Source organism: Bacillus sp. SYZHCR11 (genome assembly GCF_057196865.1).
Genome location: NZ_JBXUND010000002.1, coordinates 563,837 through 578,265 on the forward strand (window position 1 = coordinate 563,837; position 14,429 = coordinate 578,265).

Genomic DNA, 14,429 nt, shown 5'->3' on the forward strand with positions numbered 1-14,429 from the left:
CTTTGATTCCGGCTCTTTATTCTTTCAAAATGTCAATGTTATAATTTGAAATGGGAATCAGATTGCTGCACTTGTCGGAATACTAATGGGCACAGTCTTGATAAATATGATATAGCGGGGTTGCAAAGTGAGCATTTCATTTATTTTATTCGGATTTTTTTTCGTTTTAAATATACTTTTGGCCGTCATCATGATTTTCAAAGAAAGACGCGATGCCAGCGCTTCATGGGCTTGGCTCTTGGTTCTTTTTTTTATTCCCATTTTAGGGTTTATTTTATACCTGTTATTCGGCCATAACCTGAGACGCAAGCACCTGTTTCAATGGGAAGACCGTAAAAAAATCGGAATAGAAAAGCTGCTGAAGTTTCAGCTGAAAGATCTGAAGTCGAGGCAATTCCAATTTAACAACAGGGCGACTGTGGATAATAAAGACCTCATCTATATGCTTGTCATGAACAACCACGCAGTCTTTACAGAGGATAATTCGGTGGAGATTTTAACGGACGGGCGCGATAAGTTCAAACGCTTAATGAAGGACATTTCCAACGCAAAAGATCACATTCACCTTCAATACTATATTTATAAAGGTGATGAACTGGGAAAAAAATTGCGCGATGCCTTAGTGAAAAAAGCACGGGAAGGCGTAAAGGTCAGAGTGTTATATGATGAACTCGGTTCAAGATCACTCAGAAAAAAATTCTTCAAACCGCTGCGGGACGCCGGCGGCCATGTGGAAGTCTTTTTTCCTTCCAGGCTTCGTCCGATTAATTTGCGGCTCAATTATCGGAATCACCGCAAGCTCGTCATCATTGACGGCGAAACCGGCTATGTCGGCGGCTTTAACGTCGGAGATGAATATCTCGGCCTGAATCCTAAATTCGGCTACTGGCGCGATACGCACCTCAGACTTCAAGGCACGGCGGTACACGCCATTCAGACACGGTTTATTCTCGATTGGAACCAAGCCTCCCATCACCATACGCTCACTTACGTTCCGAATCATTTTCCGGAATGCGAGCCGAAGGGCAATGTCGGGATGCAGATTGTCACGAGCGGACCGGATTCAGAATGGGAACAAATTAAAAACGGCTATATCAAGATGATCTCAACGGCCAAACGGTCGATCCTGATTCAGACGCCTTACTTTATTCCTGACTCAAGTCTTTTGGATGCCCTCAGGATCGCCTGTCTGTCAGGCATTGACGTCAAAATCATGATCCCGAACAAACCGGATCACGCTTTCGTTTACTGGGCGACTTTATCTTACATCGGCGATCTTTTGAAAGCCGGAGCCTCAGTCTACATTTACGATAACGGCTTTATTCATGCAAAAACGATTGTCGTCGATGATGAGACGGCTTCAGTCGGTACGGCGAATATCGACGTCAGAAGCTTCAGACTTAATTTTGAAGTCAACGCCTTTATTTATGACGTCACCATCGCGAAAAAACTCATTTCCTCATTTAAAGAAGATCTGCTCGTCTCCAGAAAATATACGTATGAAGAATATCAGGAGCGTTCGCTGCGGATCCGCATTAAAGAATCGATTTCAAGGCTTCTGTCGCCGATTTTGTAATTCCCGGGATGTTTCTCGGGAATTTTCTGATATAAAAACGGACACGGCTTGAAAAAACACATTTTATATTCAAAAGAATGACCGAATAGTGTATAAATGAAAAGTGAGTATTTTTTTGTAAAGGAGTGCCATGGTTTGAAACCTGAATCAGTGAATCGTTCGCTTATTTCTATTTCGAAATGGGGGAAAGCGACAGGTATTTTGTTTATTATTATAGGCGCGTTTGCGGCGCTTTCGGGCGCGTTTTTCTTTTTAATCGGAGCCATTCCCGGCGTTCTGCAGATCATTGCCGGCATTTTTCTGATGCGCTCGGCAAATGAAGCGGGACAGATGGCGGCGCAGTTCAATGAACTGACAGAGGAACATATGCTGGAGAATTATGCAAAGTTCGTGAAAATGCAGGGGATCTATCTGATCGTGACGGTCGGCTTGTCCGTTCTCGGTATCGTTCTTTTCATTGTCCTCATGACGCTCGGCATCGTGGACGACGCGTTTAATAATATTGATGCCAATACATATTAAAAAGGAAAATCCCGGCGCATCCGCCCGGGATTTTTTCTTATTCCGCTTCTCCGACAACGGTAAAGTTTTTCTGCTTCGGATTTGCCAATACGGCGGCGAACAGCATTGACGCTGTATGCTCCAGCGCGCTTTCCGTTCGGGTCATGGACTCCGTGCTCTCAAGGTCTTGTAAATTCTCGCCTGCTGAAGCGCTGTCTGCAGATATTCTTTCGGACATTCCGGCTTCGGCCCATGTGTCCCCATCAAATCGAAAATGTCTTTTCAGATGAAACGTTTCCTCAGAGTTTTAACTGAAATCACTCAGTTCTGCGAAATAAGGCTATGGCGGTACAAGACCACTCATCATACAATTTTTTGGGTCTTTGTAATTAAATTACAATTGTTCTTAATATTCACCCATGTATTCATGCTATTATATTGAAAGGAACGATCAAAAGCGTTGGCGTTCGTTAAATATTTACGAGTGCTGCCTCATGTCAAAGTCAGAAAAAATAGTATAGGAGGTAACATATGTTTAAGTTTAAAAAGAAATTCTTAGTGGGATTAACGGCAGCTTTCATGAGTATCAGCATGTTTTCGGCAACCGCCTCTGCAGCTGGCACAGATTACTGGCAAAATTGGACTGACGGGGGCGGGACAGTAAACGCAGTCAATGGCTCTGGCGGAAATTACAGTGTTAATTGGTCTAATACCGGGAATTTCGTTGTTGGTAAAGGCTGGACTACAGGCTCGCCATTTAGAACAATAAACTATAATGCCGGTGTTTGGGCGCCGAACGGCAATGGATATTTGACTTTATATGGCTGGACGAGATCGCCCCTCATCGAATATTATGTGGTGGATTCATGGGGTACTTACAGACCTACCGGAACGTATAAAGGTACTGTAAAGAGTGATGGAGGTACATATGACATATATACAACGACACGTTATAACGCACCTTCCATTGATGGCGATAACACTACTTTTACGCAGTACTGGAGTGTCCGCCAGTCGAAGAGACCGACCGGAAGCAACGCTGCAATCACTTTCAGCAATCATGTTAACGCATGGAAGAGCCATGGAATGAATCTGGGCAGTAATTGGGCTTATCAAGTCTTAGCGACAGAAGGATATAAAAGCAGCGGAAGTTCTAATGTAACAGTGTGGTAACAGCTCATCTCTAATGAGGGGCAGCTAACGGGCTGCTGATCGTTCCTTGAGAAATTTTATAATGATTGTGAAGAGGCGAACGGTTTTGGCATTACCGGAGGCAGGATATTCTCCATCAGTTTTTTTAGCGCGTATTAAAATAAGAGTTCCGTCTTTTTTTGGTAACCCGCTTCCAACAGACACCTTCACATAAGCCTTAAGCAAAATAAAAATATCCCGGTTACCACCTCCTTTAGTTTCGGAGGTTTTCTTCATTAAACAGATCGCAATCCCGCATCCAGGCTTGTCTGAATATGGAGCCAAAACCGTGATTTCCTCATTATCCATTGTAACCATTTTCGTTACACGTCTAGCGGCATGAACCCATCTCTTTTTAACAAAAGAGATGATTCATTACATCATAAAGGGACTTGCTCGCAAGTTCATTCTCCATTGCCCGCTGTACGCTTCCGAACGTCTCATCGAGCGCGCGCTGAATATTTTTGCCGACCGGACAGTCGGGATTCGGATTGTCGTGAACCGCAAAAAGCTCTTCCTTATTCTGCACCGCCCTGTAAACCTCTAAGAGGGTGATCTCCGACGGATCTTTTTTCAGGCTGGCTCCCGGAACACCCGCCCGGGATGTCAGAATACCCGCTTTTTTCAGCTGGCTGATCGTTCTCCGCACTACGACGGGATTGGTGTTTACGCTGCCCGCAATCATGTCCGATGACGCCCGTTCATCCGTTGAGATCAGCGATAAAATGTGAATGGCCACAGCAAGACGGCTGTTAATCATGTTTTTCACCACCATTGTAACCAAAATAGTTACATTTCATTTGTTTGTCAACTACTAATATACACTAAAACGGGCGGCAGGATGAAATCAAGTTGGCAATAGAGGGTAAACAGGCCGGCGGGAAACCGGCCGGAGAGGGATTAAAATAAGAAATAACGCTGTCCTAGCGGAACATAGCTGACGGGCTGGCATGCCAGCTCTTCTCCGTCGGCGAACACCTGATAGGTTTTCGGATCGACATGTATATTCGGCATCGCGTCATTCAGCTTCATGTCGAGCTTACTCAGCTTACGGATATTCCGTACGGGAGAAATCATTTTTTCAAGGCCGAGCTTTTCCGGCACACCGTTTGCGATACCGGCCTGGGACATAAATGTAATAGAGGTATTGCGGTTTGCTTTACCGTATGATGCGTACATCTGCCGCATAAACACGGGCTCAGGCGTCGGAATGGAAGCATTCGGATCTCCCATCTGGGCGCGGGCAATCATGCCGCCTTTGAGCACAAGTTCAGGTTTGACGCCGAAGAAAACCGGGTCCCATAGTACGAGGTCGGCGAGCTTTCCTTTTTCAACGGAACCGACTTCATGGCTCAGACCGTGAGTGACAGCCGGGTTGATCGTGTATTTGGCGATATAGCGTTTGGCGCGCACATTGTCATTGCTGTTTTCTCCCGATAGAGCGCCGCGCTGTTTTTTCATTTTATCGGCCACCTGCCATGTCCGGATAATCACTTCTCCCACCCTGCCCATCGCCTGCGAGTCAGATGACGTCATGCTGATCGCGCCGATATCGTGCAGAATATCCTCCGCCGCAATGGTGGCCGCTCTGATGCGTGAATGACTGAACGCCACGTCTTCAGGCACTTTTGAATCTAAATGATGGCAGACCATCATCATATCAAGATGCTCGTCCATCGTGTTGACGGTATATGGAATCGTCGGCGTCGTAGAGGACGGCAGGATATTGGCGTAAGATGCGAGTTTCATAATATCCGGTGCATGGCCTCCGCCGGCTCCCTCTATGTGATATGTATGGATAACCCGGTCGCCGATCGCATCAAGCGTATTTTCTAAAAAGCCCGCTTCATTTATCGTGTCTGTGTGGATCGCCACCTGAATGTCCGCCTCATCCGCTGCTTCCATGCAAGCTTTAATGGCGCTTGGCGTTGATCCCCAATCTTCATGCAGCTTCAGGCCGATTGCGCCTGCTTCCACCTGCTCGATCAGCGGCGCTTTATCGGATGCATTTCCTTTTCCTAAGAAACCGACATTGATCGGAAACTCCTCGGCCGCTTCCAGCATTCTCGACATGTACCATGCACCGGATGTACAAGTCGTCGCTTTACTTCCCGTCGCAGGACCTGTTCCGCCGCCGAGAAGCGTAGTCACGCCTGAAGAAAGCGCGACTTCCATCTGCTGCGGGCAGATAAAGTGGATATGCGTATCCACCCCGCCGGCCGTTACGATTTTCCCTTCGCCGGAAATGACTTCTGTTCCGGCACCGATAATCATGTGCGGGTCCACCCCATCCATCATATCAGGGTTGCCGCTTTTCCCGACGCCGACAATCCGGCCGTCCTTCACCCCGATATCCGCCTTGACGATTCCGGTATAATCCAGGATGACGGCGTTTGTAATGACCAGATCAAGCGCTCCGTCTTTCCCGGTGATACGCCCGTTCTGCCCCATGCCGTCCCGGATTGTTTTCCCTCCGCCGAAAATCATTTCTTCCCCGTAATTCGTGAAATCTTTTTCGACTTCAATCCATAAATCCGTATCTCCGAGTCTGACTTTGTCTCCCGTTGTCGGTCCGAACAGTTCTGCGTATTGCTCACGCGACATTTTCATCGGATCGCCTCCTCCATCCATCCGGCTTTTTTAAGATTTGACAGCGTCTTCTCTTTTCCCCGCTCATCCATGTACGTATCGGCCATGCCGTTGAGACCTCTGACCGTTTTTCGCCCTCCGATTTCCACGAGCGTGACGGTTTTCTCTTCTCCCGGTTCAAAACGGACAGATGTGCCTGACGGGATATCAAGGCGCATGCCGATGGCTTTGTCCCGATTGAAGGAAAGGGCGCCGTTGGCTTCGGCAAAATGAAAATGCGATCCGACCTGCACTGACCGCGTTCCGTTATTGGTGACTGACACCTCCAGCGTCTTCCGGCCTTCGTTAATGGTGATGGTCCCCTTTGCGACTTGAATCGCTCCCGGCTTCATGACTTCACCTCCGCTTTGATCGGCTGATGAACGGTGACAAGCTTAACCCCGTCCGGGAACGTCGCTTCCACCTGAATGCTGTCCAGCATTTCCGCAACGCCTTCCATAACGTCTTTTTCAGTCAATACATTGCGGCCGGATTCCATCAGCTCAGCAACGCTTTTTCCGTCTCTCGCGCCTTCCATCAGATAACAGGTCAAATATGCGGCGGCTTCGGGATAATTCAGCAGAACGCCGCGCGCCTTCCGCTGCTTAGCGAGCTCTCCCGCCGTAAAAATAAGCAATTTTTCTTGTTCAACCGGTGTCAGTTTCATCTGTATTCCCCCTTAGTGATAGTCAAACACAATCCGCATGGTCAACCGAAACGATGCAGGCGGCCGCCACCCCCTTCACCTCATGAAATGTTAAGTGATAAAAGTTATTCGACAGTGAACGGCCCGATTCCTTTTGCAGAAATGACCGATTTCTCATTTTTTTCTTCAACAAACGTTTAATTAAATGTGAAGAAAGGTTACATTCTTTGTGAATATTATAAAGAAATCGCCGGGGAATTTATAGAATATTTAAAAATTTAGTGAATATTAACCAAACGAACTGGAATTTTTGTCATTTCTCATAACAAAAAGCCCAAAATATTTTGGGCTTTTGCTGTGTTTCACGATCAAATTAATCATCACTGAGTTTATCTTTCGTTTTACCGACACCCTTTTGCAGACTGCCTTTCGCTTTGTCTTTTTTCCCTTCCGCTTTTAAGTCGGACTTGTTTGCCATGTCGCCTGCTTTGTCCTTTGCTTCCCCTTTCATTTTGTTCATGCCGCCTTTTACTTTGTCTTTTAAACCGTTATCTTCACTCATGGTCTCTTCAGCTCCTTTTGTTTTTGTGTACTTGTTTTCTTCCCTTTCAGCCTGATAGCAAACATTTCAACTCTCAATTATTGATTTCACAGCGTTCCCCGTAGCGGATCACTTTGTAAACGGCCAATCCGTCTGACAGCTTATTATCCCCGTATTGCACGGGCAGAAGAGCAAAGAAAACATAATAAGTCGAAAAATAGACAAATTGGTAAAAAAATAAGTTTGGCTCTAGGAAATCTTTTATGATCAGCAGATTTATTAAAAAGATAGAAGCGAGATTAAACAGACAGCCTCCGGAATAGACGAGCGCGCTCGTCAGACGGTTATCTATCCGCAATTCGCCGAACTTGCAGAAAGAATCTATGAAGTAGATACGCCGAACCTGAATCGGCCCTACTTTTAAAAGACGTTTCCCCATTCCGATATCCAACGACGCCTTGCCTCCGAACAGCATGGCCATAAAGCTGTGTCCCGACACATGGATGACAGACACCATCGGGAGAATGATGAGAAATGAAACGAAAAACTTTATCATATCATTAAATCCGAACAACAAATCCCTCCTTCCCATCGTACTTTTTTCCCTCTTTTGCGATTTTTCCGATTTTTTCTATGATCAAACGTCCTGATGTGCATAAAAAAATAACCATCTGCTGATCAGATGGTTAAGAAAAATTATATATCGTATAAACACTGTTCTTTTTGAATGTTTTCTCTCATGCGAATCGCTTTTTCATAAAAATACGCCGCTTCTTTATATTGCTCATGTGCGCTTGTGTAAACGGCGGCCTCCAAGGCGAAATCTTCAATATACACATACAGCGATTTTTCATTCATATAGTCAAACACTTCATGGATTAAATCCATATTGAGTGACTCCAAATAAAGCGCTTGTAAAAACTTATACTTCTCTAAACTGAATCGGTCGCCGCGTTCTTTCGCGATCATGATCCCTCTTTCATAATAGGTGAGGGCCGCTTGGTCATCATGCAGCCTGAAAAGGGTGTGCGTTAAGCTGAACAGCGCCTTCGGAAGCTGTTCAAGCTGATGCTCTTCAAAAACGGGAACCGCTTTTCTAAAGTACCGGGCCGCTTCATCCAGATCCCGCTTTTCAGCATAACAATTCCCCAGATTGTAAAGCGAAGACCCGATCAGGCGGGGCTGTCCTTCAAGCAAAGAAAGGCGGAGGGCTTCGTCTAAATGCTCAAGCGCTTTGTCGTAGTTTTTGCAGTCGATGTAGTTTCCTGAAATGACGAAATGGCATTGAATTCTCCGCACTCTGTAAAAATCGTGTTTCATATACGTATCCAGCGCCTGAATCCCGTGATTCATGGAAAAATGAGTCTGCTTCATGACGTAAAACACTTCAGACATCTTGAAATGGAATTCCGCCCTCTCTATATCATCCTCGACAAATGAAAGAAGTTTTTCCGCTTTCCGGTAAAAAGAAATAGCCGCAACATAGTTATTGTGATCGAATTCATACATCCCTCTGAACAAATGGAAATAATACTCAGACAGTCCCGATATGCTGTCCGTGCTTTCGATTGTCTTTTGCAGCTCGCTGTACTGAATCTGTGATTGTTCGGTGCATTCCGGCTTGACGTAATCAAGCATAATATGATGGCGGTAGCTGATCAGCTGATAATATAACAGCAGCAGCTGGTCTTCCTCCATACGTTGTATATCCTCATCAATTTCCTCTTTCAGCTTTATGGCATCAGCCGCTTGAAACGCTAAAATATGCTTGTACCATTTGTTGATCTTGACTCCAACTTGAGATGACGGAATCTCGTATGCGGTCATGCCCCTTTCACAACCTTTTCTAATTTCTATTGGTTATATTTTAACATATTGTATGGCTTTGGAATTGCATAACTTGATTGTCCTGCATCAAAATTCCTATCATATATTTCGGCTGTTACCGGTATTTTTTGAACAGACCGCTCTCATAATGTGAATAAAAAAGCCTGCCCTTGTCCGGGCAAGCTTTTCTTCATCCGCCTATATAAGACATTTCCACCTTCTTTTTTCCATCCGTTTTAGAAAGCGCGCGGTCAATTGAATACTGATCCGTGCGATTTCTCCAAACAGAAGCGATGGATTCCGTCAATTCATCATCGGTCAGACCGCCGCGCACGAGTTTCCGAACATCATAGCCGCTTGAGGCAAACAGGCACGTAAACAGCTCGCCTCTCGCCGACAGGCGCGCTCTGTTGCAGGAGGCGCAGAATGCATCCGAGACGGAGGAAATCACGCCGATTTCGCCGGAACCGTCAAGATAGCGGAACCTGGAAGCGACCTCTCCTTTATAATTCGCTTCTATCGGCTCCGTCGGCATGTGCTGGTTGATCAGATCAATAATTTCGGCCTTCGTGATCACGTCTTTTTTATTCCATTGATTCGTATTGCCTACATCCATAAATTCAATAAACCGGAGAATATGACCCTTTTCTTTAAAATAGCGGGCCATCGGCAGGATATCTTTTTCATTGACGCCCTTTTGAACAACCATATTGATTTTCACACCGAGTCCGGCCGCTTTTGCCGCCTCAATGCCCTCAAGCACCTTGTTCACCGAAACGCCGCGGCCGTTAATGGCCTTAAACCGCTCATTCTCTAAAGAATCGAGGCTGACTGTCACTCGATGCAGCCCCGCCTGCTTCAGTTTTTCCGCATACACGGGAAGCAGAGAGCCGTTTGTCGTCATCGCGATATCTTTAAGTCCGGGGATGCGCGCAAGTTTTTTGATCAATTCAGGCATATCTTTTCTCATGAGCGGCTCTCCGCCCGTCAGCCTGATTTTTTCAACGCCGAAGCGGCCGACAAACAGCTTCGCAAGCCGCTCAAGCTCCTCGAAGGAGAGCAATTCCGTCTTTTGTAAAAATGGATAATCCGGTCCGAATAATTCGGCTGGCATACAGTACGTGCATCTGAAGTTGCAGCGGTCGGTTACAGAGATACGAAGATCCCTGAGCGGCCTTTCCTTTTTGTCTGTCACCCGGCGCGTTTCTGTATTCATAAGCCCAAGACCCCTTTCTATTGTTCAACCCGTTCAGGATGTGTGTATACGTTAAATGATCCGTTTCTGACAAAACCGATCGCGGTGATGTTCAGCTCTTCCGCCATTTGCAGCGCGAGCTCCGTCGGCGCCGATTTTGAAATGACAATCGACACGCCGATTTTTGCGGCTTTTAATAAAACCTCTGAGGAAATCCGGCCGCTGAAGACGATCAGCTTGTCACGGACGGGCATTCCGTTTTTCAAACAGCAGCCGTACAGCTTATCCAGCGCGTTGTGGCGCCCGATATCCGTCCTCATCAAGAGCAGCTTTTCCGTATCGCACAGCGCTGCATTATGGACGCCGCCCGTTTCCCGGAAGGTGCCGCTTCCGCTTTGCATCTCCTTCATCAGGCGAAGGCACGTCTCAGGAGTTATGGTAATCCGGCTGACGGCGGTTTTGGCCGTTTTCACATCCTGCTGAAAGTAAAAATGGCGGCCTTTCCCGCAGCATGAACCGATGACCCTCTTCGTATAGTCTTTTTGCTCAAGCACTCCGGGATTCGTCAGTTCAACATATGCGAACCCGAGACTTTCATCTATAGTAAAGCTTTTGATCTCTTTTTCAAAACGAATGACGCCTTCTGATGCGAGAAATCCGATGACGAGTTCCTCTAAATGGTCAGGCGTGCAGACGAGCGTAACAAATTCCTGCCCGTTCACCATGACGGTAAGCGGATACTCTGAAACCATCCGATCTGCCGTCTTTGTTAATACCCCTTTTTCATAGCGGTATATGTCTCTTACCGCTGTTGTTTTTTCATCCACTGTTTTCCCCTCCGCAGTATCCTTCTCTTTTATTCTTCCACAATCCCTGTATTTTGTCGAATTTGCGGTTTAAAAAAAGAGCCCTCTTCGGACTCTATGTTTCATTGCGATGATGTCTGCTCAGAATGGTGAATAAAATAACTGCGGCGATAATGGCCAATATACTGACGAATATGAAGGCGGCAAGCTTCAGAAAAATCCCTATCAGAACAAAAACGACTGCCGCCAGCACCAATATAATGCCTGCTCCTTTTAACAACAGCGTTCATCTCCTTTTATCCGTATCATTCCCGCGGTTCCGTTTTCTAAACAAAAAAAGACGCCGCGCGGGCGTCCTTTTTTAACCTATTCTTTTGCTAAATCCTTTGCGGCGTCTTCCCAAGCCTGTTTGAACTCGTCCGCGCTGTCAGCTGAGACGTATGTGCCGCCTCCCGCTTCGGCCGCTTTTTCAAGGCTTTCGCTTCCTTTCATGCCGAAGTTGAAGCCGATGATATTGACGACCGTGTTGACATTCGCTTTACGGAGCTTTTGAATTTCGGCTTGAGGATTCCCGCCGCATGTTTCTTCACCGTCTGTGATCAGATATACGACGTTTTTCCCTTTAGCGCCGGCCCGCTCAAATTCTTCACGTGTATCAGAAAGTGCTTTCGCTATCGGTGTCCAGCCGGTCGGTTTAATCTTGCTGAGTGATTGCTCAAATGGAGTCACGGCGTACGGCTGAAGGCCGTATAACGTTTCTGTCGCGTTACATGATACGGCTTTGCCTGAGTTTTTATTATTGCCCTTATGCCCGAATACCCGAAGCATCAGATTCGTGTCTTCAGGAAGAACTTCCGCAAAAGAAGTGACAGACTCTTTCGCAACATCTATTTTACGCTCTCCCCCTGTTTTTTGTATCATGCTCCCGCTTGCGTCAAACAGCACGGCGACGTTTGTTTCTTCGTGCTTTTTCTCAGCTGCAAAAACAGGTGATCCGAGTGAAAGCGTCAAAAGTCCGACAATCCCCGCAGTGAACATTTTTTTCATTTCCTTCATTCCTCTCCGTTTGTTTTTGGCCGATGGGCCCCCGGCTCTTCTCTATGCTAGATGAGGAGTATGCAAAAAGATATAGGGCGGGATTCCTTTTGTATAAGCGGCTGTACGCCGTTAAAAATGAACAGAATTATGCGCATCATCCTAAAAAGATTGGATAAATGATGACAGATTTAATGCCTTTTTCGCCCTTTTTGTAATATAAGTCCGGAATCTGATTCTTTTTACAGTTTTCTCTTCATCTTTTCTTGAAATTTTTGTTAAATAAAAATAAAAAAAAGGGCCGCTAAACGGCACCTTTTCTTATTTCGCTAATGAACTCGCTTCCATCGTAAAGATGCGGTTCATATCCTTTTGGCTGTGAGCTTCGTAATATTTTCCTCCGCCCGCACCGGCAATTGCGTGAAGCTGTCCGTTGAAGCCTTCTTTAAAGTCAAAGCCGATCACGTTGACTTTAATATGATGTTTGCGAAGTTCTTTCGCTGTCTTAATAGGATCTCCGCCGCATGTCTCCTCACCGTCCGTCAACAGGTAAACGGATTTAAAGCCGAATTTATGAACGCCGTTAAAAGAAGCCTTCGCATCTTCTAATGCTTTTGCAATCGGTGTCCAGCCCGTAGGCCCGATTCCGTTCAGAGAGTTGAGGAAGCTCTGTCTGTCAAACTTTTGGAATCCGTATACACCGCGAATGGATTCACAAGATTGAACTTTTCCGGAGTTTTTATTATTGCCTTCCGAACCGAAAACCGTCATTCTGACCTGTGATGTAGACTTTATTCGATCTGCAAAACGGACGATTTCATCTTTTGCCATATTGTATTTAGAAACGCCGTCAATCCGTTTCGCCATACTGCCGCTCGCATCAAGCAAAATGGCGATATTGTTTTTAAATAAAAATGTCTTCTCGTTTGCATTCTCGGCAGCAAAAGCAGGAGATGCAGCAGTCAGCATCAATCCGAGCATGATTATGAGTGAAAGTGTTTTTTTCATTGCTTCTTCCCCTTTTCAATAGATTTACGTTCAACGCCGAACAATATTTATCGTAAATGAGATGAAAAGGGAAATAAATAGGACGGCGTTCCTCATTATTTTTGCGTATATTCACATAGATACGGCATTTTTATCAGTGATTTTCACCCGGCGCTCAGCCTTCAGACGGCATTTGTCAGCCTTTAGGCTTTCGTTATATGAGTCTGTTGGTTGCTTTACCGTTTATGGAATAGTTTTCAAAAAAACAGACGCTCATGAAAGCGTCTATTTTTTCGCCATATATTTGTTTAAAAATGAATCTGCTTCGGATATGTCCACTCCCTGATAATAATGCTTGACGATGTCCGCCACGGATTTCCCCTGCTCCGCCATGTAATTGGCCCCGTACTGGCTCATGCCGACGCCGTGGCCGAATCCTTTTGTCGTAATGGTGATGCTGCCGCCGTTCCGTTTCCATTCAAAGTCGGCAGAACGGAGTCCGAGTTTTTCCCGGATGTCTCTTCCCTTCAGCTTTTTGCCGTTTATGACGGCCGTCGCCACTTGATGGCCCGGCGTTCTGGCTGTAATCTGCCCTACCGTGTTTTGTCCCGAGAGCTGTACGCCGAGCTTTTGCTGAAACTCCGGCACACTGAAGGTCTGGGTGGCGAGATATTTCGGCGAATGCTTATCCCACGGACTTTTCACGCTCTTTAAATAAGGAATGGCGCTTGTCCAATAGGCTTCCGCATTTTCCGTATACCCGTTGCTCGTAGAGAAGAAAGATGCCTCAATCGGCTTGTTGTCGTACGTTAAAATCTTTCCTTGCGTGCCTGCGACCGCGTTTGTGATTTTCTTGAGGTTGTGTGCGTACTTAGAACCCCATTCTTTTTTCAGCTGGCTTTTGCTTTGATAGACTTGGAACATTTGCGTATCGTCCACCAGTGATCCTTTCGGCGCCTGAACGGCTGAGTCAGCGACCATCAGCCTGACGATGAAAGTCCGGGCGGCGAGCGCCTGGGCTTTTAAGGCTTCCGGTTTAAAGGTTGCGGGCATTTCGGAAGCCACGACACCGATCACGTACTCTTCAAGCGGAATGTTCTCTACAGAATGATTGGATGTCCGATAAACCGGAATGGATACAGGTGATTCTTTCAATGTTTCTGCTCCTTTTGTTTCTCGTGTGGTGTGTGTTGTTTTGTGTCCGGGCTCTCTGTTTACGGCTGCTCCTTTTTCCGCCTGAAACGGAAGAACGAGAATGGTGGGAACAAGAAGAATAAGTATACACAGCCCGGATAGTAGAAATACAATCGGTTTCATATATCAGCTGCCTCCTGCTTGGGATTCGACTCTACTTCATCTTATGGGCAGGGACAAGCTAATATGACTTCCTTTTGGACAGAGAATCTTATTCCATTTTTCACGCGAAAAACGTATTCTTTTTTGAAAATCAGAGCATAATAATGATGATAAACCATAAAAAAACAGTATGCCAGATT

Annotated in this window: 18 protein-coding genes; 3 read left to right on the forward strand and 15 right to left on the reverse strand. The window is 46.1% G+C overall.

Annotated elements, in window-relative coordinates:
- The first annotated feature begins 127 nt into the window (after positions 1-127).
- Positions 128-1,576 carry a cardiolipin synthase gene (cls, locus tag AC2CGA_RS09510; RefSeq protein ID WP_003151210.1) on the forward strand — a complete coding sequence of 483 codons (1,449 nt, stop codon included), beginning with the start codon at positions 128-130 and terminating at the stop codon, positions 1,574-1,576.
- A 135-nt stretch (positions 1,577-1,711) separates the two neighbouring features.
- Positions 1,712-2,098: a DUF5362 family protein gene (locus AC2CGA_RS09515; protein WP_003151208.1), complete on the forward strand. Its 387-nt coding sequence runs from the start codon at positions 1,712-1,714 to the stop codon at positions 2,096-2,098.
- 37 nt (positions 2,099-2,135) lie between these two features.
- Here the strand turns inward: AC2CGA_RS09515 and AC2CGA_RS09520 are convergent, their stop codons facing one another.
- Positions 2,136-2,315: a hypothetical protein gene (locus tag AC2CGA_RS09520; protein ID WP_014305995.1), complete on the reverse strand. Its 180-nt coding sequence runs from the start codon at positions 2,313-2,315 to the stop codon at positions 2,136-2,138.
- 293 nt (positions 2,316-2,608) lie between these two features.
- On the opposite strand from AC2CGA_RS09520, the gene xynA reads away from it, so the two are divergent.
- Positions 2,609-3,250: an endo-1,4-beta-xylanase XynA gene (gene xynA, locus AC2CGA_RS09525; RefSeq protein ID WP_003151206.1), complete on the forward strand. Its 642-nt coding sequence runs from the start codon at positions 2,609-2,611 to the stop codon at positions 3,248-3,250.
- A 24-nt stretch (positions 3,251-3,274) separates the two neighbouring features.
- Here xynA and AC2CGA_RS09530 read toward each other — a convergent pair whose 3' ends face one another.
- From AC2CGA_RS09530 to spoIID, 14 genes are all read right to left on the reverse strand, one after another.
- Complete coding sequence (locus AC2CGA_RS09530; protein WP_025853587.1) at positions 3,275-3,586, reverse strand: hypothetical protein; 312 nt, start codon at positions 3,584-3,586, stop codon at positions 3,275-3,277.
- Positions 3,587-3,623: 37 nt separating this feature from the next.
- A complete protein-coding gene (locus AC2CGA_RS09535; protein ID WP_003151203.1) occupies positions 3,624-4,028 on the reverse strand; it encodes an Rrf2 family transcriptional regulator in 405 nt (134 codons plus the stop codon).
- Positions 4,029-4,168: 140 nt separating this feature from the next.
- A complete protein-coding gene (ureC, locus tag AC2CGA_RS09540) occupies positions 4,169-5,878 on the reverse strand; it encodes an urease subunit alpha (RefSeq protein ID WP_024085908.1) in 1,710 nt (569 codons plus the stop codon).
- Complete coding sequence (gene ureB, locus AC2CGA_RS09545) at positions 5,875-6,249, reverse strand: urease subunit beta (RefSeq protein WP_003151199.1); 375 nt, start codon at positions 6,247-6,249, stop codon at positions 5,875-5,877. Before ureB ends, ureC begins: the two co-directional genes overlap by 4 nt.
- On the reverse strand, positions 6,246-6,563 hold the full coding sequence (gene ureA / locus AC2CGA_RS09550) for an urease subunit gamma (protein ID WP_003151198.1): 318 nt from the start codon (positions 6,561-6,563) through the stop codon (positions 6,246-6,248). Before ureA ends, ureB begins: the two co-directional genes overlap by 4 nt.
- Positions 6,564-6,915: 352 nt before the next feature.
- Positions 6,916-7,104, reverse strand: a complete 189-nt coding sequence (locus tag AC2CGA_RS09555; RefSeq protein WP_003151197.1) for a CsbD family protein — start codon at positions 7,102-7,104, stop codon at positions 6,916-6,918.
- A gap of 73 nt (positions 7,105-7,177) precedes the next feature.
- Positions 7,178-7,657, reverse strand: coding sequence for a hypothetical protein (locus AC2CGA_RS09560; protein ID WP_003151196.1), 480 nt, complete (start codon positions 7,655-7,657; stop codon positions 7,178-7,180).
- A gap of 122 nt (positions 7,658-7,779) precedes the next feature.
- Positions 7,780-8,910 (reverse strand): response regulator aspartate phosphatase, encoded by a 1,131-nt coding sequence (locus tag AC2CGA_RS09565; RefSeq protein WP_003151195.1) that lies wholly within the window; start codon positions 8,908-8,910, stop codon positions 7,780-7,782.
- 190 nt (positions 8,911-9,100) lie between these two features.
- Positions 9,101-10,126, reverse strand: a complete 1,026-nt coding sequence (gene moaA, locus AC2CGA_RS09570) for a GTP 3',8-cyclase MoaA (RefSeq protein WP_015387579.1) — start codon at positions 10,124-10,126, stop codon at positions 9,101-9,103.
- A 17-nt stretch (positions 10,127-10,143) separates the two neighbouring features.
- A complete protein-coding gene (gene fdhD, locus AC2CGA_RS09575; RefSeq protein WP_014306001.1) occupies positions 10,144-10,932 on the reverse strand; it encodes a formate dehydrogenase accessory sulfurtransferase FdhD in 789 nt (262 codons plus the stop codon).
- Positions 10,933-11,026: 94 nt separating this feature from the next.
- Positions 11,027-11,191, reverse strand: coding sequence for a hypothetical protein (locus AC2CGA_RS09580; RefSeq protein ID WP_003151191.1), 165 nt, complete (start codon positions 11,189-11,191; stop codon positions 11,027-11,029).
- Between the two features lie 86 nt (positions 11,192-11,277).
- Complete coding sequence (locus AC2CGA_RS09585; RefSeq protein WP_015387578.1) at positions 11,278-11,958, reverse strand: VWA domain-containing protein; 681 nt, start codon at positions 11,956-11,958, stop codon at positions 11,278-11,280.
- Positions 11,959-12,267: 309 nt separating this feature from the next.
- Complete coding sequence (locus AC2CGA_RS09590) at positions 12,268-12,954, reverse strand: VWA domain-containing protein (RefSeq protein WP_003151188.1); 687 nt, start codon at positions 12,952-12,954, stop codon at positions 12,268-12,270.
- Positions 12,955-13,218: 264 nt separating this feature from the next.
- Entirely contained in the window at positions 13,219-14,250 is a 1,032-nt protein-coding gene (gene spoIID, locus AC2CGA_RS09595) for a stage II sporulation protein D (RefSeq protein WP_014306003.1), read from the reverse strand.
- Positions 14,251-14,429: the final 179 nt, after the last annotated feature.

Bases quoted from the DNA above. Each gene is read 5' to 3' on its own strand.
- AC2CGA_RS09530 (WP_025853587.1), bottom strand. From the start codon at position 3,586: ATGGTTACAATGGATAATGAGGAAATCACGGTTTTGGCTCCATATTCA.
- moaA (WP_015387579.1), bottom strand. From the start codon at position 10,126: ATGAATACAGAAACGCGCCGGGTGACAGACAAAAAGGAAAGGCCGCTC.
- spoIID (WP_014306003.1), bottom strand. From the start codon at position 14,250: ATGAAACCGATTGTATTTCTACTATCCGGGCTGTGTATACTTATTCTT.
- AC2CGA_RS09585 (WP_015387578.1), bottom strand. From the start codon at position 11,958: ATGAAAAAAATGTTCACTGCGGGGATTGTCGGACTTTTGACGCTTTCA.
- ureC (WP_024085908.1), bottom strand. From the start codon at position 5,878: ATGAAAATGTCGCGTGAGCAATACGCAGAACTGTTCGGACCGACAACG.
- ureA (WP_003151198.1), bottom strand. From the start codon at position 6,563: ATGAAACTGACACCGGTTGAACAAGAAAAATTGCTTATTTTTACGGCG.
- AC2CGA_RS09590 (WP_003151188.1), bottom strand. From the start codon at position 12,954: ATGAAAAAAACACTTTCACTCATAATCATGCTCGGATTGATGCTGACT.
- AC2CGA_RS09555 (WP_003151197.1), bottom strand. From the start codon at position 7,104: ATGAGTGAAGATAACGGTTTAAAAGACAAAGTAAAAGGCGGCATGAAC.
- xynA (WP_003151206.1), top strand. From the start codon at position 2,609: ATGTTTAAGTTTAAAAAGAAATTCTTAGTGGGATTAACGGCAGCTTTC.
- AC2CGA_RS09535 (WP_003151203.1), bottom strand. From the start codon at position 4,028: ATGATTAACAGCCGTCTTGCTGTGGCCATTCACATTTTATCGCTGATC.
- AC2CGA_RS09520 (WP_014305995.1), bottom strand. From the start codon at position 2,315: ATGTCCGAAAGAATATCTGCAGACAGCGCTTCAGCAGGCGAGAATTTA.
- AC2CGA_RS09565 (WP_003151195.1), bottom strand. From the start codon at position 8,910: ATGACCGCATACGAGATTCCGTCATCTCAAGTTGGAGTCAAGATCAAC.
- ureB (WP_003151199.1), bottom strand. From the start codon at position 6,249: ATGAAGCCGGGAGCGATTCAAGTCGCAAAGGGGACCATCACCATTAAC.